This window comes from Lutibacter sp. HS1-25 (assembly GCF_004121075.1).
Classification (GTDB): domain Bacteria; phylum Bacteroidota; class Bacteroidia; order Flavobacteriales; family Flavobacteriaceae; genus Lutibacter.
Map to the genome: position 1 here is coordinate 170,821 of NZ_RHLN01000001.1, position 14,861 is coordinate 185,681.

11 protein-coding genes are annotated in these 14,861 nt (G+C 31.5%); 2 read left to right on the forward strand and 9 right to left on the reverse strand.

The window, feature by feature from the left end:
- Nucleotides 1-22: 22 nt before the first annotated feature.
- Nucleotides 23-1,012 carry an endonuclease/exonuclease/phosphatase family protein gene (locus EC396_RS00715; RefSeq protein WP_129364778.1) on the forward strand — a complete coding sequence of 330 codons (990 nt, stop codon included), beginning with the start codon at nt 23-25 and terminating at the stop codon, nt 1,010-1,012.
- 41 nt (nt 1,013-1,053) lie between these two features.
- Here EC396_RS00715 and EC396_RS00720 read toward each other — a convergent pair whose 3' ends face one another.
- The 4 genes from EC396_RS00720 to EC396_RS00735 form a co-directional block, all read right to left on the reverse strand.
- The gene (locus EC396_RS00720) at nt 1,054-1,380 is read right to left on the reverse strand and encodes a hypothetical protein (RefSeq protein ID WP_129364779.1); all 327 of its coding nucleotides are present in this window, start codon (nt 1,378-1,380) and stop codon (nt 1,054-1,056) included.
- Between the two features lie 187 nt (nt 1,381-1,567).
- Nucleotides 1,568-3,619, reverse strand: a complete 2,052-nt coding sequence (locus EC396_RS00725) for a DUF5689 domain-containing protein (protein WP_164975173.1) — start codon at nt 3,617-3,619, stop codon at nt 1,568-1,570.
- Between the two features lie 10 nt (nt 3,620-3,629).
- Nucleotides 3,630-6,377, reverse strand: coding sequence for a carboxypeptidase regulatory-like domain-containing protein (locus EC396_RS00730; RefSeq protein WP_129364781.1), 2,748 nt, complete (start codon nt 6,375-6,377; stop codon nt 3,630-3,632).
- A gap of 23 nt (nt 6,378-6,400) precedes the next feature.
- Nucleotides 6,401-9,322 carry a lamin tail domain-containing protein gene (locus EC396_RS00735; protein WP_164975174.1) on the reverse strand — a complete coding sequence of 974 codons (2,922 nt, stop codon included), beginning with the start codon at nt 9,320-9,322 and terminating at the stop codon, nt 6,401-6,403.
- Between the two features lie 203 nt (nt 9,323-9,525).
- Between EC396_RS00735 and EC396_RS00740 the strand changes: the two genes are divergently transcribed.
- Entirely contained in the window at nt 9,526-10,575 is a 1,050-nt protein-coding gene (locus EC396_RS00740; protein ID WP_205757890.1) for an endonuclease/exonuclease/phosphatase family protein, read from the forward strand.
- Nucleotides 10,576-10,603: 28 nt separating this feature from the next.
- Here EC396_RS00740 and EC396_RS00745 read toward each other — a convergent pair whose 3' ends face one another.
- The 5 genes from EC396_RS00745 to EC396_RS00765 all read right to left on the reverse strand — a co-directional run bounded on the left by EC396_RS00745 (nt 10,604) and on the right by EC396_RS00765 (nt 14,852).
- Nucleotides 10,604-11,275 (reverse strand): DUF1080 domain-containing protein, encoded by a 672-nt coding sequence (locus tag EC396_RS00745; protein ID WP_129364784.1) that lies wholly within the window; start codon nt 11,273-11,275, stop codon nt 10,604-10,606.
- A gap of 54 nt (nt 11,276-11,329) precedes the next feature.
- Nucleotides 11,330-13,192 carry an ABC-F family ATP-binding cassette domain-containing protein gene (locus EC396_RS00750; protein WP_129364785.1) on the reverse strand — a complete coding sequence of 621 codons (1,863 nt, stop codon included), beginning with the start codon at nt 13,190-13,192 and terminating at the stop codon, nt 11,330-11,332.
- A gap of 100 nt (nt 13,193-13,292) precedes the next feature.
- On the reverse strand, nt 13,293-14,012 hold the full coding sequence (locus EC396_RS00755) for a GIN domain-containing protein (RefSeq protein ID WP_129364786.1): 720 nt from the start codon (nt 14,010-14,012) through the stop codon (nt 13,293-13,295).
- Between the two features lie 4 nt (nt 14,013-14,016).
- Nucleotides 14,017-14,196: a hypothetical protein gene (locus EC396_RS00760; protein WP_129364787.1), complete on the reverse strand. Its 180-nt coding sequence runs from the start codon at nt 14,194-14,196 to the stop codon at nt 14,017-14,019.
- Between the two features lie 11 nt (nt 14,197-14,207).
- The gene (locus EC396_RS00765) at nt 14,208-14,852 is read right to left on the reverse strand and encodes a hypothetical protein (protein WP_129364788.1); all 645 of its coding nucleotides are present in this window, start codon (nt 14,850-14,852) and stop codon (nt 14,208-14,210) included.
- Between the last annotated feature and the right edge of the window lie 9 nt (nt 14,853-14,861).

Here is a 14,861-nt window from a genome sequence, read left to right on the forward strand (position 1 = left end):
TTGGACTTTTTAAAAATACTTTATGTTTTCTAACACTATTGAAGAAAAAAACGACAGCATTTATACTGTTGCTTTTTATAACCTCGAAAATTTATATGATACAGTTCACGATGAAAATACGTTGGATACCGATTTTACACCAACCGGATTTAAAAAGTGGAATACGAAACGGTATAAAAATAAAATTAGAAAGTTAGGCAATGTAATTGGGCAAATTGGTTTGGATAAATCTGTTTATGCACCTGCTATAGTTGGTGTTGTTGAAGTTGAAAACGCTGAAGTGCTAAGAGATTTGGTGCAGAGTGATGGTTTGAAAAATGAAAATTATGATTTTGTACACTACGATTCTCCAGACGAGCGCGGTATTGATGTGGCATTGTTGTATAAAAAAGAATTGTTTGAATTGGTTGGTTCTCAAACTTTTCCGCTGTATTTAACGGGTTTTAATGGTGAAAGAGATTTTACAAGAGACATTTTATTGGTGCAGGGTAATTTAAATGGTGAATTTGTAAATGTTATTGTAAATCATTGGCCTTCAAGACGAAACGGGAATGGAGAAACTGTTGATAAGCGAATTTCAGCTTCAGAAAAAGTATTGGAAATTGTTGATTTGATAAATGCTGAAGATGAAGATGCTAAAATAATTATTATGGGCGATTTTAACGATGACCCAACAAATATTAGTGTTAAAGAATATTTGGTAAATGATACTTTTTACAATCCGATGGAAAGTTTAATTAGTACGGGAAATGGCACATTAAACTACAAAGGAACTTGGCATTTGTTTGATCAAATTATTTTTTCGAAAAACTTTTTAGAAAAAGAAGAGGATAAGCATTTGTTTAAATATGCTGAAATTTTTGATAAGCCATTTTTAAAAATTTGGAAAGGAAAATACAAAGGAAATCCTTATAGAACCTATATGGGAAAATGGTATCAAGGTGGTTTTAGCGATCATTTTCCAGTGTATATTTATTTGGAAAAAGATGACATAAAAAAAAGAGCTATTTGAAAAATAATTAATTTTTCAAATAGCTCTTTTTGACATTTTTTTTATTTAATGGTGATTTTCATTTCGTAGGTTTTTTTAACTTTTCCAGGGTTAGCCAATACTTTTCCGTTTACATTTTCACGTATAAAAGTTAAAACATCTTTGTCTATTGATTCAACTTTTAAAACAATTATTTCTCCTTCTGAACTAAAAGAAAAAGTAATGTTAGCTGAAATTGGAGCGTTAAAATCGCTGTTAGATGCATCAACCAATTCTATAATTTGTTTTCTTATTTCATCTCCAGAAATACCAGGGTTTGAAATTGAATTAGCGAATATAGTTGTAGTTGCGAATACGAAGGCAATTGCCAATAATTTAAATTTATTCATAATATTTAACTTTTAAGTCTGTTGTTTAACTATGTCAAATTTATGACTAATTTAAATAGAAAAAACGTTTTCGTAATTTTTGAAAAATATTCAAGTCTATTTTTTAAATATTGCACATTTGATAATAAATATGTTAAATACGTATATTGAAATATAATATTTTAATATTTATATGCTAAAAATTACACTATCTATAATTTGGATTGTAATCTAAAGGCGCATTTTTCGGCGAATTTGGGTTCGAAATCAAATTATTTGTTGCACTCGAATAAATAATCCATTCGCTATTATTAAATAAATTAGACGGATTGTTTATCCATGTATTTCTAACTGCACCACCATCTAAATATTCCCAATTTGTTGCATTGCCATCTTGGCCAATAATACCAAAAATATCAATGGTTTTTCCTGTATTATCTACTAATTCATAAACATCATCACCATTGCCCGAAATATAAGTGCTTACAATATTAGGCGCCATATTAAAAACAGTTTCAAAATCGGTATTTGCAATAATGGCAAAACCACCAGCTGAAATATGAATTCCATCTAAACCAACCGGATTGCTCGAAACGCTTGTTGAACCATTTAAATATTTGTTCAATTTCCAACCATTTAAACTAACACTGCTTTCACCGGCATTGTACAATTCAACAAATCGTGCAGAGACATTGTTTTTAGGATCGGCAATTTCAGTAATCATTATTTTTGGAACAAAAACTTTGCAAACTTCAAATGGATCGGTAAATGCTACATCATCAATTTTTCTAATTTCTAAATTAGAACTTAAAACGCCTGTAATTGAACCGTGACCTTTGGGAAATAAATCATTGGCAAATGTTGCTTTTCCATTGGTAAAAACGCTTAATTTTAGAGCTTCGTTACAGGTTTCCAATGTTCTAATTCCGTCATTTTCGCCACTAAAAAAGGTGTAAGATTTGCTTAATTCATTTTCTGTTAATTGTACATCTACTACTTTAACCAAGGTGCTTTCCAGGTTTTTGTTTGAAGTTTCTGAAATCGAAATTTCTTTTGGTATTATTGAATAAAACTGATCTGTTTTGTAAATAAATTCGGGTATTTTTTCTGAAGTAACTTCAGTAATTGCTGTTTTCTTCGGAAAACCGATAGTTAAAACACCGTCATCTTCAGTCATATATAACTTATTTAAATTGATTAAAACTTTGGAGCCAATTGGGTAGGTTTCAAAAATGGCTTCTTTATCTATTAATAGTTGTATACCTGCTGTTGGGTTTTCAATGGCATCCTGAATAACGAGTTTGTGCTCAAAATTTTGGTGTTCATCACTTGAAATCACAAAACCTTCAACTATATAATTGGTGTCAACGCCAAATTCAACCATATTACCTTCATACATTTTACGCACATCAACCAATGAAATGGTTGGTAATAAATTTGAATAATCACAACGTGGTTCTGTAAAATTCAGGTCTTTAGGATCTCTAATATACAATTGAAAATTGTCGTAATAATTGCTAAAAATAGCGGTAATGGTACCTTTGCCTTCGGGTAATAATTCATTTTTAAAATCGGCATAACCACTATTTCTTAAAATCACATTTCCGCTTAAATCACAATTGTTCGAAAAAATATTTAGCAGCCGATCAACAGTTTGGGTATTGTTTAAATTTCCGTATGTTTTACCCAGTTCAATATCATTGAATTGTACATTTTCAATGCTAATGAGCATTTCTAATAGCGAATCATTTAATTCGTTAAAGTTTACAATTTTGGGTGTAATTTTTGCGACTTCACAAGAGCGAACAATGTAATTATTGATTTCTGTTGAAGGAATTCTATCCATTTCTGTTCCAACGGCTTTGCCAATTTGTAAACTTCCATAACTATAGCCAATGGCAAGACCTTTTAATTTTATAAATATTTTTCGTCCCACATTGTATTTGGTGTACAAATCGCTTTGGTCAATAGCAATTTTTATGGCTGCAGTTGGGTTTTCGGGTTTGTCTTGTATGGAAATGGTTTTATAAATATTGCCCATTTCATCATTAGAAACCACATAACCTTCAATAATTACATCAGTTTCAATAACGGTTGCACCACCGTATTTGTACATTTCTTTTACTTGTTGAAGGGTGTTTGTAACTGTAATTTCGGGTTCATTACATGTTATTTGTGGACTTGCAAAATCAGTGTCTTTTACACAAGCCGAAAAAAGTAACAAACACAGGTATATTTTTAATATTTTAAACTTTTTCATATTCAATATTTTAAATTCTGACATAAAAATTAATATAATAGGATGCGCCATTGCCGTACCAATATTTTGGTCCAAAAAGTGGCGTATTTAATTGTTTGTCTTGTTTTAATTCTGAGTAATTGGCATTTCTGGGTTGCTCAAAACCGCCAGTTTTATATATTTCGCCTAAAACATTGTTAATTCCAATAAAAAAGCCAAAGTATTTATGCTGTTTTAACCACGATTTTCCGCCAACGATATTCAGTAAAAAAACAGCATCAAATTTTTCTTGATGCAATAAATTATCTACTTGATTTTGAGTTATCTCAACACCTGTTTCATCATCAACAAAAGGAATCCCATCAGCATCTAAATAAAAATTATTGGTTCTAAGTAGTGGCGAAATATCTAAATAATTGTTGGTTAGTAAATTGCCATTTATTTGAAACCACCAAAACTTTGGGTCTCGGTATTCAAAACCCAACGAATAACCTTGTTGAGGTGTTCCTGATACTCGATAATTTTTTAAATAGGAGGTGCCAAAATCAGCATTTGAATCCACAAAATTATCAGATGCTAAATACAAATTGGGATTGTTATTGTAGGTAAATTGTCCAAACGATCCAGCAGCCAAAATACTTATAAGCGAATTTATTTGGTACATAGCACTTAGCTCAACACCGCGGTTTAATTTTTCAATTCCTGTAACAATTTCGTTTACAAAATCGGCTTCATCACCTTGCAAACCTTCAGCAAAAAGAAAAGAAGTTTCAATAGCATTTGAAAATTTTGTGTAATAACCTGTAATTCTTCCTTGAAATTTTGGAGCTCTGTACATATAAGTCAAATCTCCTGTTATAATTTTTTCACTGGTTAAATTTGGTGTGTAATTACTGTTAACTCGTGAGTTTGAAAACGTATTTCTAATGTTAGGCGGATTTGAGAAATATCCTGCATTTAAACTCGCCAAATGTCGCCCCGAAAATTTATAAGTCAAACCACCTTTTGCGCTGATATTTAAAAAATATTTTTGCTCACTTTTGCCAAAAGAATTTGTTGGGTAAGTACCATTTTTATACAATCCTTCACGCTGATAGCTGGTGTTGTTAATGTTAAATGAAGCAAAATAATCTACTTTTTTACCAACATGTTGCAACTGTGCAAAAGCTTCAAAAACCGATGCTTTTATGGTGTAATTGTATTGAAAATCTTGACCAACATTTACCATTTTATTGGGGTTGTTTAAGTCGTTTTGTTTGGCATCTCCCAGTGCGTATTGGTCTAAATCTAAAAAACCGTTTCCACCCAGTAAATCGAGCATATTTGCATAATTTTTTGAATTTAAATTTTGATAATAAATACCTGCATTTAAATTAAAATTGTTGTTGAGGTTGGTGTTTAAAATAGCATTAAATGATAATTGAGAATCTTCAACCCTGTCTTCATATAAATAATACAAAGCGTTGCCTTTGTCTGCATTTACCTGATATAAATTTGACCAATTTATTTGACCGTTATTTTTAAAATTTTGTTCAGATAAATACGCGTTTGAATAGTCTAAATTGTCTTTAAAACGCAAGTAATAACTTGGTAAATATTTCCAGTAAGTTGGGTCTGGATTTGGCGCATTAAAATAGCCTAATCTACTGTTGCCAATATGTCCAAATTGATATGCTAAAGTGGTAATTATTGAAGTTTTATTGTTGTTATAATAATGACTTAATAAAACCATGGGTTCCATAATTTCTTTCATTCGAGCGTTTCGGTTATCACCTTTTTGTTCGCCCCAATATGAGTTGTATTTGTAGCCTTTTAAATCGTAAACTTCTTGGGTATTTGCTGAAGATTTTCCTCTTTTATTGTAAGCTGTTAAAGCAGTGAAATTGAAACTATGTTTCTGATTTAATTTTTTTTCAGCTGAAAAATAGCCCGACCAAGCGTTGTAAGTGGTGCCATCATTGTAACCATTTTGTGATGCTCTGTATGAACCCGAGCCTACAAAAGCCCAGTTGTTTTTGGTAAATCCTGTTGCGTAAGTCATCATCATTCTGCCGTTATAACTTTTGTTGGTTGAAGCCAAAGAAGCCTTTGCTCCGGGTTGATGGTCGGATGCGCGAACACTAAAATTTGTGGTTCCTAAAACACCTCCAAAAGTGTAAGAAGCTGGTGCAATTCCGGTTGTAAATTGCTGGTTTCTAAAAGCATCATTTAAGCCGCCCCAATTGCTCCATTGCGGACGCCCATCGTACAATTTATTCATTTCAACACCGTTTATTGAAATGGTTCCCTGACTGGAATCGTAACCGCGAACTTTAAACCAAGCCTGACTAAAATTATAGGCAGCAGCTTTTAAATAAATATCTTTTGAAGATTGAAAAACACCCGAAACATATGTCGAATTTTGATCGTTGTCATCAGATAAATCATCATCGGTTAATAAAATAATACTTTTATCTTCAAATTCAGGAATAGTGGCTTCTAAGTAAACAATGCCTAAATCGGTGTTTTGATTTTCAAAAATTGCAAAAGGAATGTTTTTAGGCTGATAATTTTTAATAGTTGCAATTAATAAATAACTACCAGTTGTTAGGTTTTGAAATTCAAAAATTCCTTCTGAATTGGTTTTAATTTCAAGATTTGTTCCATTGATTTTTACAGAAACATTTGCAATTGGATTTTCTGTGTAGGCATCAACTATTTTTCCTTGAAGTGTTGATTGTGCTAAAGTTATTTGGAAAAAACTCAAATAAAAGATCGCAATAAATAGTACTTTTTTCATTAACAATTTACTTTTTCAGATTATTAGTACCTTTTATCAATGGCTTTTTTCGTCAATTTTTGTCCGTTTAAAGTGGTGACTCGTGCTAAAAAAACAGGTGTATTTATAGTTGAAAATTCATAAATTTCATTTGAGGTACAGCCCTGTTTTGTGGTTAAAATTCTTCCAGCGGTATCTATAATTTCAATGGTTGAAATACTTGTATTTGGATTTACTGAAATTTTGAAAGTCCCATTTTCTAATTGAATAATTGACAAGTTGGTGTCGCTAATTTCTTCATTTGAAATTGATAAGGTTTTTTGTGAAAAAACAAGGTTGAATCTGTTGTTAAAAGTTCCTGTTTCTAAACAAAATTCATAATTAGATTCGGATAAATTATGTGTAATTCCAAGTAAATTGTCTTCTAAATAAATGTTGTTTTTACTTAAAAAATCACCTTCAATTTTTGCAATTGCAATATTGTATTTTGTTGAATTAGGTAATGTAGTTTCAATTCCTAATTGAATTTTTTCATCAACAGTTAATGTTGAAGCTGCTTTTCCTTGAATGGCTAATTTCTTACTATTTTCTTCAGCAAATGAGTAAAAATTAATTGCATTTCCTGAAGAAATATTTCGAACAGCATCAAAAAATGAATTGTCCAATCTGTTTGAAGCGCCATTTACATAGCCTACTAAAATTTGACTAAAAACGCCATTACCTGCAGTAAGGTCTAACCATATTTTATTGTAATTTGTATTGCTTTTCGATTTTTGTGTAGTTTTAAAAAACTGGTCATTGTTAGCAACAACCCTCATTGAATTGTTAAAAATAACTGCTCCTTTTTTAATTGTTCCAGCAACTTCAGTAACATTTGCATTGTTGTTTAAAGCCACAAAAAATCCTTGACATGATGGGATAAACCGATTAGGAATTACGCTTTTGCCTCCTGAATATTGCGCTGCGGTTGCGCCAATTCCGTTGATAATGGCATAATCTGATTGTGAAAAATTGGATTGTTCATTTCCGTTTGCAGAAGAAGATGGCGCTGTATTTTGTGACCATAAATAAATAGCACCTTCAAGGGTACCATTGGCATTAAGATCATATACGTTTTCATTAAAAAAAGCATCAACATCAATTGCGCAAGGGTAGGGGTTCCCAATAAAATTCCAGTTGGTGTCTAAAAGTTCGCAATCGTTTCTATAAACAGGAACCGCAATGGTGCCATTGTTAAATTTACCTGTAAAAGTATAATTGTATTGCGAGCCCAAACCTGTAAATGTAGCTGAAGATTGTGTTGCGGCATAGCCAACACCAGGAATCATTGTAGCTGTTGCGATACAAGTTTGCCAATCGTTGCCGTCATCATCAATATCATCTTGTCCTGCAATTGTGACATTGTTATTTCCAGTTTCAGCAGTTTTATCCAAATAATTTTGTGCATTAAACCAAAATCTTCGGTTTGAAGGCGCACCAGCCAAAGCAGTTTCAATGGTTTCATTAGCAACAGGACTGCTCCAATACGTATATTCGTACCAGGCGTTTATAGGTGCTGTTGTTTTTTGAACAATGGCATTTCCGGTAGAATTTAGCTTAAAAATTTGTGATGAAGTATTTTGGACAAATGAACCCTGATTTTCAACCAAAATGGTACCATTTGTAAAAACATTGTTTTCAATTTCAAGATACGTTGAATTGGCAATTGTGAGCAGCACATTTGCGTTTACAATAAGACTACAACTTGTAAAATTGCCATTTGTAAAAGTATTGTAATCTGCATTTAAAATAGCCGTTGTATTTGTGTTTGGAGAGCCATTGCTCCAGCTAAAACCATTCCAAGTGGTTGCATTTTCTAAAGGGCAAACCAACCCACAATCGCTGAGGTGTTCTCTTAAGTTTGAAACGTCATCTTTGATTAAAATATCCCATTCAGAAGTATCATAATTTACAGTTGAATTGTTGATGTTGCTTTTTCTTTTTAATCCAATATCATTTGCAAAATTTGAATCATCTTCAATACTGCCAATCAAATCAATAATATTTATAGTATTTGCCAAGGCAACAGCATCGTTACCATTAAAATCTAGTGAGCTACTTTTTTGTTGTACTGAACCCAATAAAACAGCTTTATTATGCGCAATTACAAAAGTATCGAAAGGTGCTATTGTACCTATTAAAGCAATCTTTGTATATGAATTGCTTCCGTTTGAGTAGATTTGAACAAAGTAATTGTCTGTTAGTAAAATAGGGCTATTGGTTGGGTTAAAAATTTCAATGTATTTATTGTAAGAGCTTCCTTCAACATATTCAGAAATAAATGGGTTGGCGCAATTGTTTGTGGTTTGTGTTTCAAAACTAAAAGGTGAAAGATTAAATGGTAACGAACTTTCGCCACTTGTAGACCAATTTGCACTGTTATTTATATTGGTTAAATAGGTAGAAGCAGTAGCTCCAGATCTGATGTTGTAATATTCGCCATTAACACCTCCAATTACAACATAATTAGAAAATCCATTAGGAAATGTACCTATTTCTGACAATGATTTTCCAATAGCATGTAAAAAAGTAGTAACAGACCCTACTGAAGTTCCTTGATAAGCTATAATACCATCGCCAGCATCGGCTAATTCAATAGCACCATCAGTAGTAATGCTAAAATCTAAGGCGTTTGTTTTATACGAAATTACCGATCCAGCTTCAACACCACCCATAGGAGCAGTATACAAAACAGTGCCTTCACCTTCTCCAATAAAATAAGTGCCAACAGCAGATTCATCGGTAAAATAGATTTGAGTACCTGCACTTAGTGGTACAAAAGTAACAAACATAAAATCTTCTGCAGAAGTGTCTATGCCAATAATGGCAATATCTCCTTCAGACAATGTAGTTTGACTGTAATTATGGAAACTCGTAAACAATGAGCATAGCAAGAATGCCACAAAAAATAGTTGTTTTTTATTCATAGCAATTAGAATTAGAAACTTTTTGGGCAGTTCAATATTAAAAAACATTTTAATGCAATAAACTGATTTTTATCACTTTATGTTTTTTTAATTTTTATTATAGTGTATGAAAAATGAAGGTTTGTTTTGGATAAATAGATTTTATTTGGTTTAATTTAAAACTTTGTTAGTACTTTAGTTTTTCTTTTAAAAAATTAAGGTTGATGAAAAAAATAATAATTCTTGTTGTACTGTTTTTAGGAGTAAATACTGCATTTTCTCAAAATAAATATGAAATTAGAACAGTTGCTTTTTACAATTTAGAAAATCTTTTTGATACGGAAAATGATACTTTAACCGATGATGAGGCGAGTCCAATAATGGCAATTATTGAAAATAGAGAGGAAGTTTATCTTCAAAAATTGAACAATATGGCTAAAGTAATTTCTGAAATTGGCTTTGAAGATGCAAATAACAGCCCTGTAATTTTAGGTGTTGCTGAAGTTGAAAACAGAAAAGTATTGGAAGATTTGGTGCATACCGATTTTTTGAAGGACAAAAATTACGAGATTATTCATTACGATTCTCCAGATTTACGAGGTATAGATGTTGGTTTTTTATATCAGCCCGCTTTTTTTAATCCTATAAGTCATGAAACTTTTGAATTGCGTTTGTGGGATGAAAATGGTATGCGAAATTACACAAGAGATCAATTATTGGTTTCGGGATATTTAAATGGAGAATTGATACATATTATTGTAAATCACTGGCCATCACGAAGAGGTGGAGAGGAAGTTAGCAGTGCTAAAAGAGAAAAAGCGGCTTATTTAAACACTGAAATAATTAAAAAAATACGCGAAAACGATTCAAACGCTAAAATTATAATTATGGGCGATTTAAATGACGACCCAATAAACAAAAGTTTAAAAGAGGTTTTAAAAACCAAAGGCGATAAAAATAATGTTGTTGAAGGTGATATTTACAACCCAACAGAACAAATGTTTAAACGAGGCGAAAACACATTAGCCTACAGAGATAATATCAATTTTTTTGATCAAATGATGGTATCATCAACTTTTTTAACCCAAAATAACACGTATGATTCGTATAAATTATACAAGGTTAAAGTATTTAATCCGCCTTATTTAACAACCCAAACCGGCAAATACAAAGGATATCCTTTTAGAAGTTTTGCAGGTGGAAATTTTACTGGTGGCTACAGTGACCATTACCCTGTTTACATGTATTTAATTAGAGAAGTAGACAGCGAATAGGGCAATTTTTTTTTGGTAACTGACGCTTTTATTTTAAGGTTTTAATTTCAACTTTTCTAAAATCGATAGGAAAACCTTCGTATTGTAATAAAATTCTACCTTCTTGTACAGAAGATTTTTTGCCTTTATTAACCAGTTTACCGTTAAGTTGTTGTTTAATTTTTCCGTTTTTTGAAGTAATAACAATTGTATTCCATTCGCCTATTGAATTAGCGGCATCTTTAAATCTATTGGCAACTACGCTTTTTCCTGGAACTGTTTTTTCGCCTTTTATTTCAAGAGTAACTTCATTTAATAAAATAAAATCTCCTGTTGCATCTTTTTTTATTTGAAACTGAATTCCTTTAGGCCATAACATATCAGGAGAATCAGCAGGAATTAAATACATAACACCGCTATTTGGTTTGTCGCTTTTTCGGGTAAAAGTGCTGTCTATATTCCACTTAAATTCAACAGTTAACTTAAAATTACGGTATGATTTTTCAGACATTAAGTATCCTGTTTTTTTACCATACAATCTAATCATTTGGTCTTCAACTGAAAAAAGTTCAGAAGCATCGGTATGTTTTCCGCTCTTTGGTTCAAAAGCATACCATCCTTTTAAATCATTTCCATTAAAAAGTGAAACACCCGAAGATTGTGCGTTGGAAAATTGAGAAAGTAATAAGGCAACAAATAAAAATTTATACAAACGGTTCATATTGGTAAATAGGTATTAAAATTTAAGTTAACAAGCAGCTAAAGGTATTTAAAACTAGTCTTCTAATTTAGACAATAATTCTAACCAGCGTTCTTCCTTACTTTCGATTTGATTGCTAATTTCCTGTAATTTTATAGACAAATTATTGATTTCTTCACCAGATAAAGAGGCATCTAAAAACTGAGCTTCAATTGCTGATTTTTGATTTCCAAGCGCTTCTATTTCACCATCAATTCCTTCAAGTTCTTTCTTTTCTTTGTAGGTTAAAGCGGCTTTATTTGTGGGTGCAACTGTTTTAGTTTCAATTTTTTTAACTTCAACAGGTTCTTCTTTAGGTTTAGAATCTTCATAAGCTCTAAAATCAGAATAATTACCAGGAAAATCTTCGACTTCACCATCGCCTCTAAATACAAATAAGTGGTCTACAATTTTATCCATAAAGTAACGGTCATGCGAAACCACCAATAAACATCCCGGAAAATCTAACAAGAAACTTTCTAGTACATTTAAAGTAATGATATCCAAATCGTTGGTAGGTTCATCTAAAATTAAAAAGTTAGGATTTTGAATTAAAACGGTACATAAATACAGTCTTTTTCGCTCTCCACCACTTAATTTTTCAACAAAATCGTATTGTCTTTTTCTGCTGAATAAAAAGCGTTCTAATAGTTGTGCTGCAGAAATACTTCTTCCTTTGGTAAGCGGAATTTGTTCACCGTATTCCTTGATAATTTCAATTACTTTTTGCCCTGGTTTTGGGTTGATTCCATCTTGGGTGTAATAGCCAAATTTTATAGTTTCACCAACCACTACTTTACCAGAATCCACCGGAATTCCTCCTGTAATTATATTTAAAAACGAAGATTTTCCTGTTCCGTTTTTTCCAATAATTCCAATGCGCTCACCACGTAAAAAGTTGTATTCAAACTTGTCTAAAATTGTTAAATCGCCAAAAGATTTTGAAATTTTATGCAATTCTAAAATTTTAGAACCCATACGTTCCATGTTAATTTCTAACTGAACTTGGTGATCATTTCTGCGTTTATGGGCAGCTTCTTTAATTTTATAAAAATCGTCAATTCTACTTTTAGATTTGGTAGTACGTGCTTTTGGTTGGCGGCGCATCCACTCTAATTCTTTATTAAACAGGTTTTTAGCTTTATCAACACTGGCTTGTTCCTGTTCAATTCTGGCTTCTTTTTTTTCTAAATAATTAGAATAATTTCCTTTATAGGTATAAAAACCACCATTGTCCATTTCTACAATTTCATTACAAACACGCTCTAAAAAAAAGCGGTCATGTGTAACCATAAATAAGGTGATTTTTTCTTTTTTAAAATAGTCTTCCAACCATTCAATCATCTCTAAATCAAGGTGGTTGGTAGGCTCGTCTAAAATTAATAAATCGGGTTTATGAATTAAAATTACAGCCAAACTTAAGCGCTTGCGTTGCCCACCAGAAAGGGAGCCTACTTTTTGGGTTAAATCTTCTAACTTTAATTTAAATAAAATTTGTTTGTATTGCGTTTCAAAATCCCAGGCATTGAATCTTTCCATTTTTTCAAAAGCAACCTGATAGGCTTTTTCGTCTTCTGGATTGTTTAATGCGTGTTCATATTCCTCAATAACTTTCAATGTTTCGTTGTCCGAATTAAAAATTGATTGCTCAATGGTTAATTCGTCATCAAGTGAATCTTCTTGAGATAAATACTCTATTTTCAATCCTTTACGAGAAATTATTTGACCAGAATTTGGACTGTCATGTCCAGCCATAATATTTAATAAGGAAGTTTTTCCTGTTCCGTTTTTAGCAATTAATGCAATTTTTTGGTCTTTGTTAATTCCAAAAGAAATGTTGCTAAAAAGTTCTAATTCTCCAAAAGATTTTGAAATATTTTCAACCGATACGTAGTTCATTCACTCTAAATTTTGCGCAAAATTACGCAAAATAAAAACTATATAATTGTTTAATCGTTTAATTGTGTAGCTGTGAAATTTTTAAAAATTTCAAAAAAGGTTAATCGTTAAAATTATTGATTTTTCCTGATCCAGTAATATTGGTTTTTATAGTAGGGTTGCCTTTGTAATTTACAATGCCAGATTCGGTAATTTTTACATCTAATAAAGTTTGAGCAGTAACATTGCAAGTGCCGCTGCCACTTATATCAATTTTGCTATTGGTTGATGTAATAGGGAAGCCATTAAATTGTGCAGAACCCTCAATTTCAATGTTTAAATTGATTAAATCTTCAAAATTGTTTGTGCTGTAAATTGCGCCAGAACTTTCCATAGTTATGTCTAAATTTTTACACCCAGTATTGCCATTTAATTCAATATATCCTGATCCGTAAATTGAAATAGCTACATTTTCATCACTTTTAAAATTTGCAATATCCACACTTCCAGAGCCTTGTAGTTCAACAGAATTTAACAGTGGTGTTATGATATTTACAGTTAGTTGGGCGTTTTTATAATTGCCATCTTTTAATACAATATCCCAAGTGCCTTCATATATATTTTTTTGAAGTTTATCTATAATATTTGCGTGACCTGTAACGGTTATTTTTTGTGTTTCACCATATGAAATAATTACCCGGTCGTCTCCGTAAGTTCCAATTCCATTAAAATTATCAATTGTTATTTCTTCGGTTATTATTGGGCCTTCTCCAACAATATCATTTTGGCATGAAGTGAATATTATTGTACTTAAAAAGCCAAAAATTATTAATTTTTTCATGATTTTATTGTTTAAATTTTTCTTGAAGTTTTACAATAGGAATCCATTGAAAATTAATTGGACTCCACGTTTCTAAATTGTTTTTTTCGATTTTTTTTATTGAAGAAAGTTGCTGTTTGTTTTTAATAAAAACCTGATTTTCTTTTGAATAAACATGTAATGTGTCAATTGTGTTCTTTTTCATAATAAATTTTTTTAGCTATTTTTACCCATATTAAAAATTCCCATTTTTATACCTATACCACCTGTAAAACCGTTAATGTTGGTGATGCTTTCTGGGTACAATTCAAACTCACTAGATAGGCGGTATTTTACACCCATTTCAAATTGGAAATAGCGTGAAATATTATATTGCACACTAATACCTGGTTCAAATACAAAAAACGGTTTCCAGTCTTCAATTTTACCATATCCATTGTCAATAATTTCATCCAAATCTTTATTTGCATAAGCAGCTGCGCCACCACCAACTAACATTGGAATAGAAAGACTCCATTTTGAAGGTCCAAAAAAGATAGGTTCTAAATGCAAACCTCCGTAGCCTCCAAAAATATCGTTGCTAGATAACAAACCTTTTGAGTTTTGTTCAGAATAAAAACCTATACCTGAAAAACCGACTTCAAATTGTCTGTTGGCAACGTAGGCTATTTTTGCGCCACCAAAGTAAGTGCTTTTGCCATCCATTTCGCCATAACCAAAATTTAATCCAAGGTATACGCCATTTACCACGTTTTGTCTGTCGTTAAATTCAATATAATTGTCTGCACTATCTTGTGCTTTTAATTGGCTCGATAAAATGGCCATAAAACTTAGTGTTAGTAAAAATTTTAATTGTTTCATTTTTTTTGA

Excerpts from the sequence above, each read along its gene's own strand:
- EC396_RS00715 (WP_129364778.1), top strand. The coding sequence starts at position 23 with ATGTTTTCTAACACTATTGAAGAAAAAAACGACAGCATTTATACTGTT.
- EC396_RS00720 (WP_129364779.1), bottom strand. The coding sequence starts at position 1,380 with ATGAATAAATTTAAATTATTGGCAATTGCCTTCGTATTCGCAACTACA.
- EC396_RS00725 (WP_164975173.1), bottom strand. The coding sequence starts at position 3,619 with ATGAAAAAGTTTAAAATATTAAAAATATACCTGTGTTTGTTACTTTTT.
- EC396_RS00730 (WP_129364781.1), bottom strand. The coding sequence starts at position 6,377 with ATGAAAAAAGTACTATTTATTGCGATCTTTTATTTGAGTTTTTTCCAA.
- EC396_RS00735 (WP_164975174.1), bottom strand. The coding sequence starts at position 9,322 with ATGAATAAAAAACAACTATTTTTTGTGGCATTCTTGCTATGCTCATTG.
- EC396_RS00740 (WP_205757890.1), top strand. The coding sequence starts at position 9,526 with ATGAAAAAAATAATAATTCTTGTTGTACTGTTTTTAGGAGTAAATACT.
- EC396_RS00745 (WP_129364784.1), bottom strand. The coding sequence starts at position 11,275 with ATGAACCGTTTGTATAAATTTTTATTTGTTGCCTTATTACTTTCTCAA.
- EC396_RS00750 (WP_129364785.1), bottom strand. The coding sequence starts at position 13,192 with ATGAACTACGTATCGGTTGAAAATATTTCAAAATCTTTTGGAGAATTA.
- EC396_RS00755 (WP_129364786.1), bottom strand. The coding sequence starts at position 14,012 with ATGAAAAAATTAATAATTTTTGGCTTTTTAAGTACAATAATATTCACT.
- EC396_RS00760 (WP_129364787.1), bottom strand. The coding sequence starts at position 14,196 with ATGAAAAAGAACACAATTGACACATTACATGTTTATTCAAAAGAAAAT.
- EC396_RS00765 (WP_129364788.1), bottom strand. The coding sequence starts at position 14,852 with ATGAAACAATTAAAATTTTTACTAACACTAAGTTTTATGGCCATTTTA.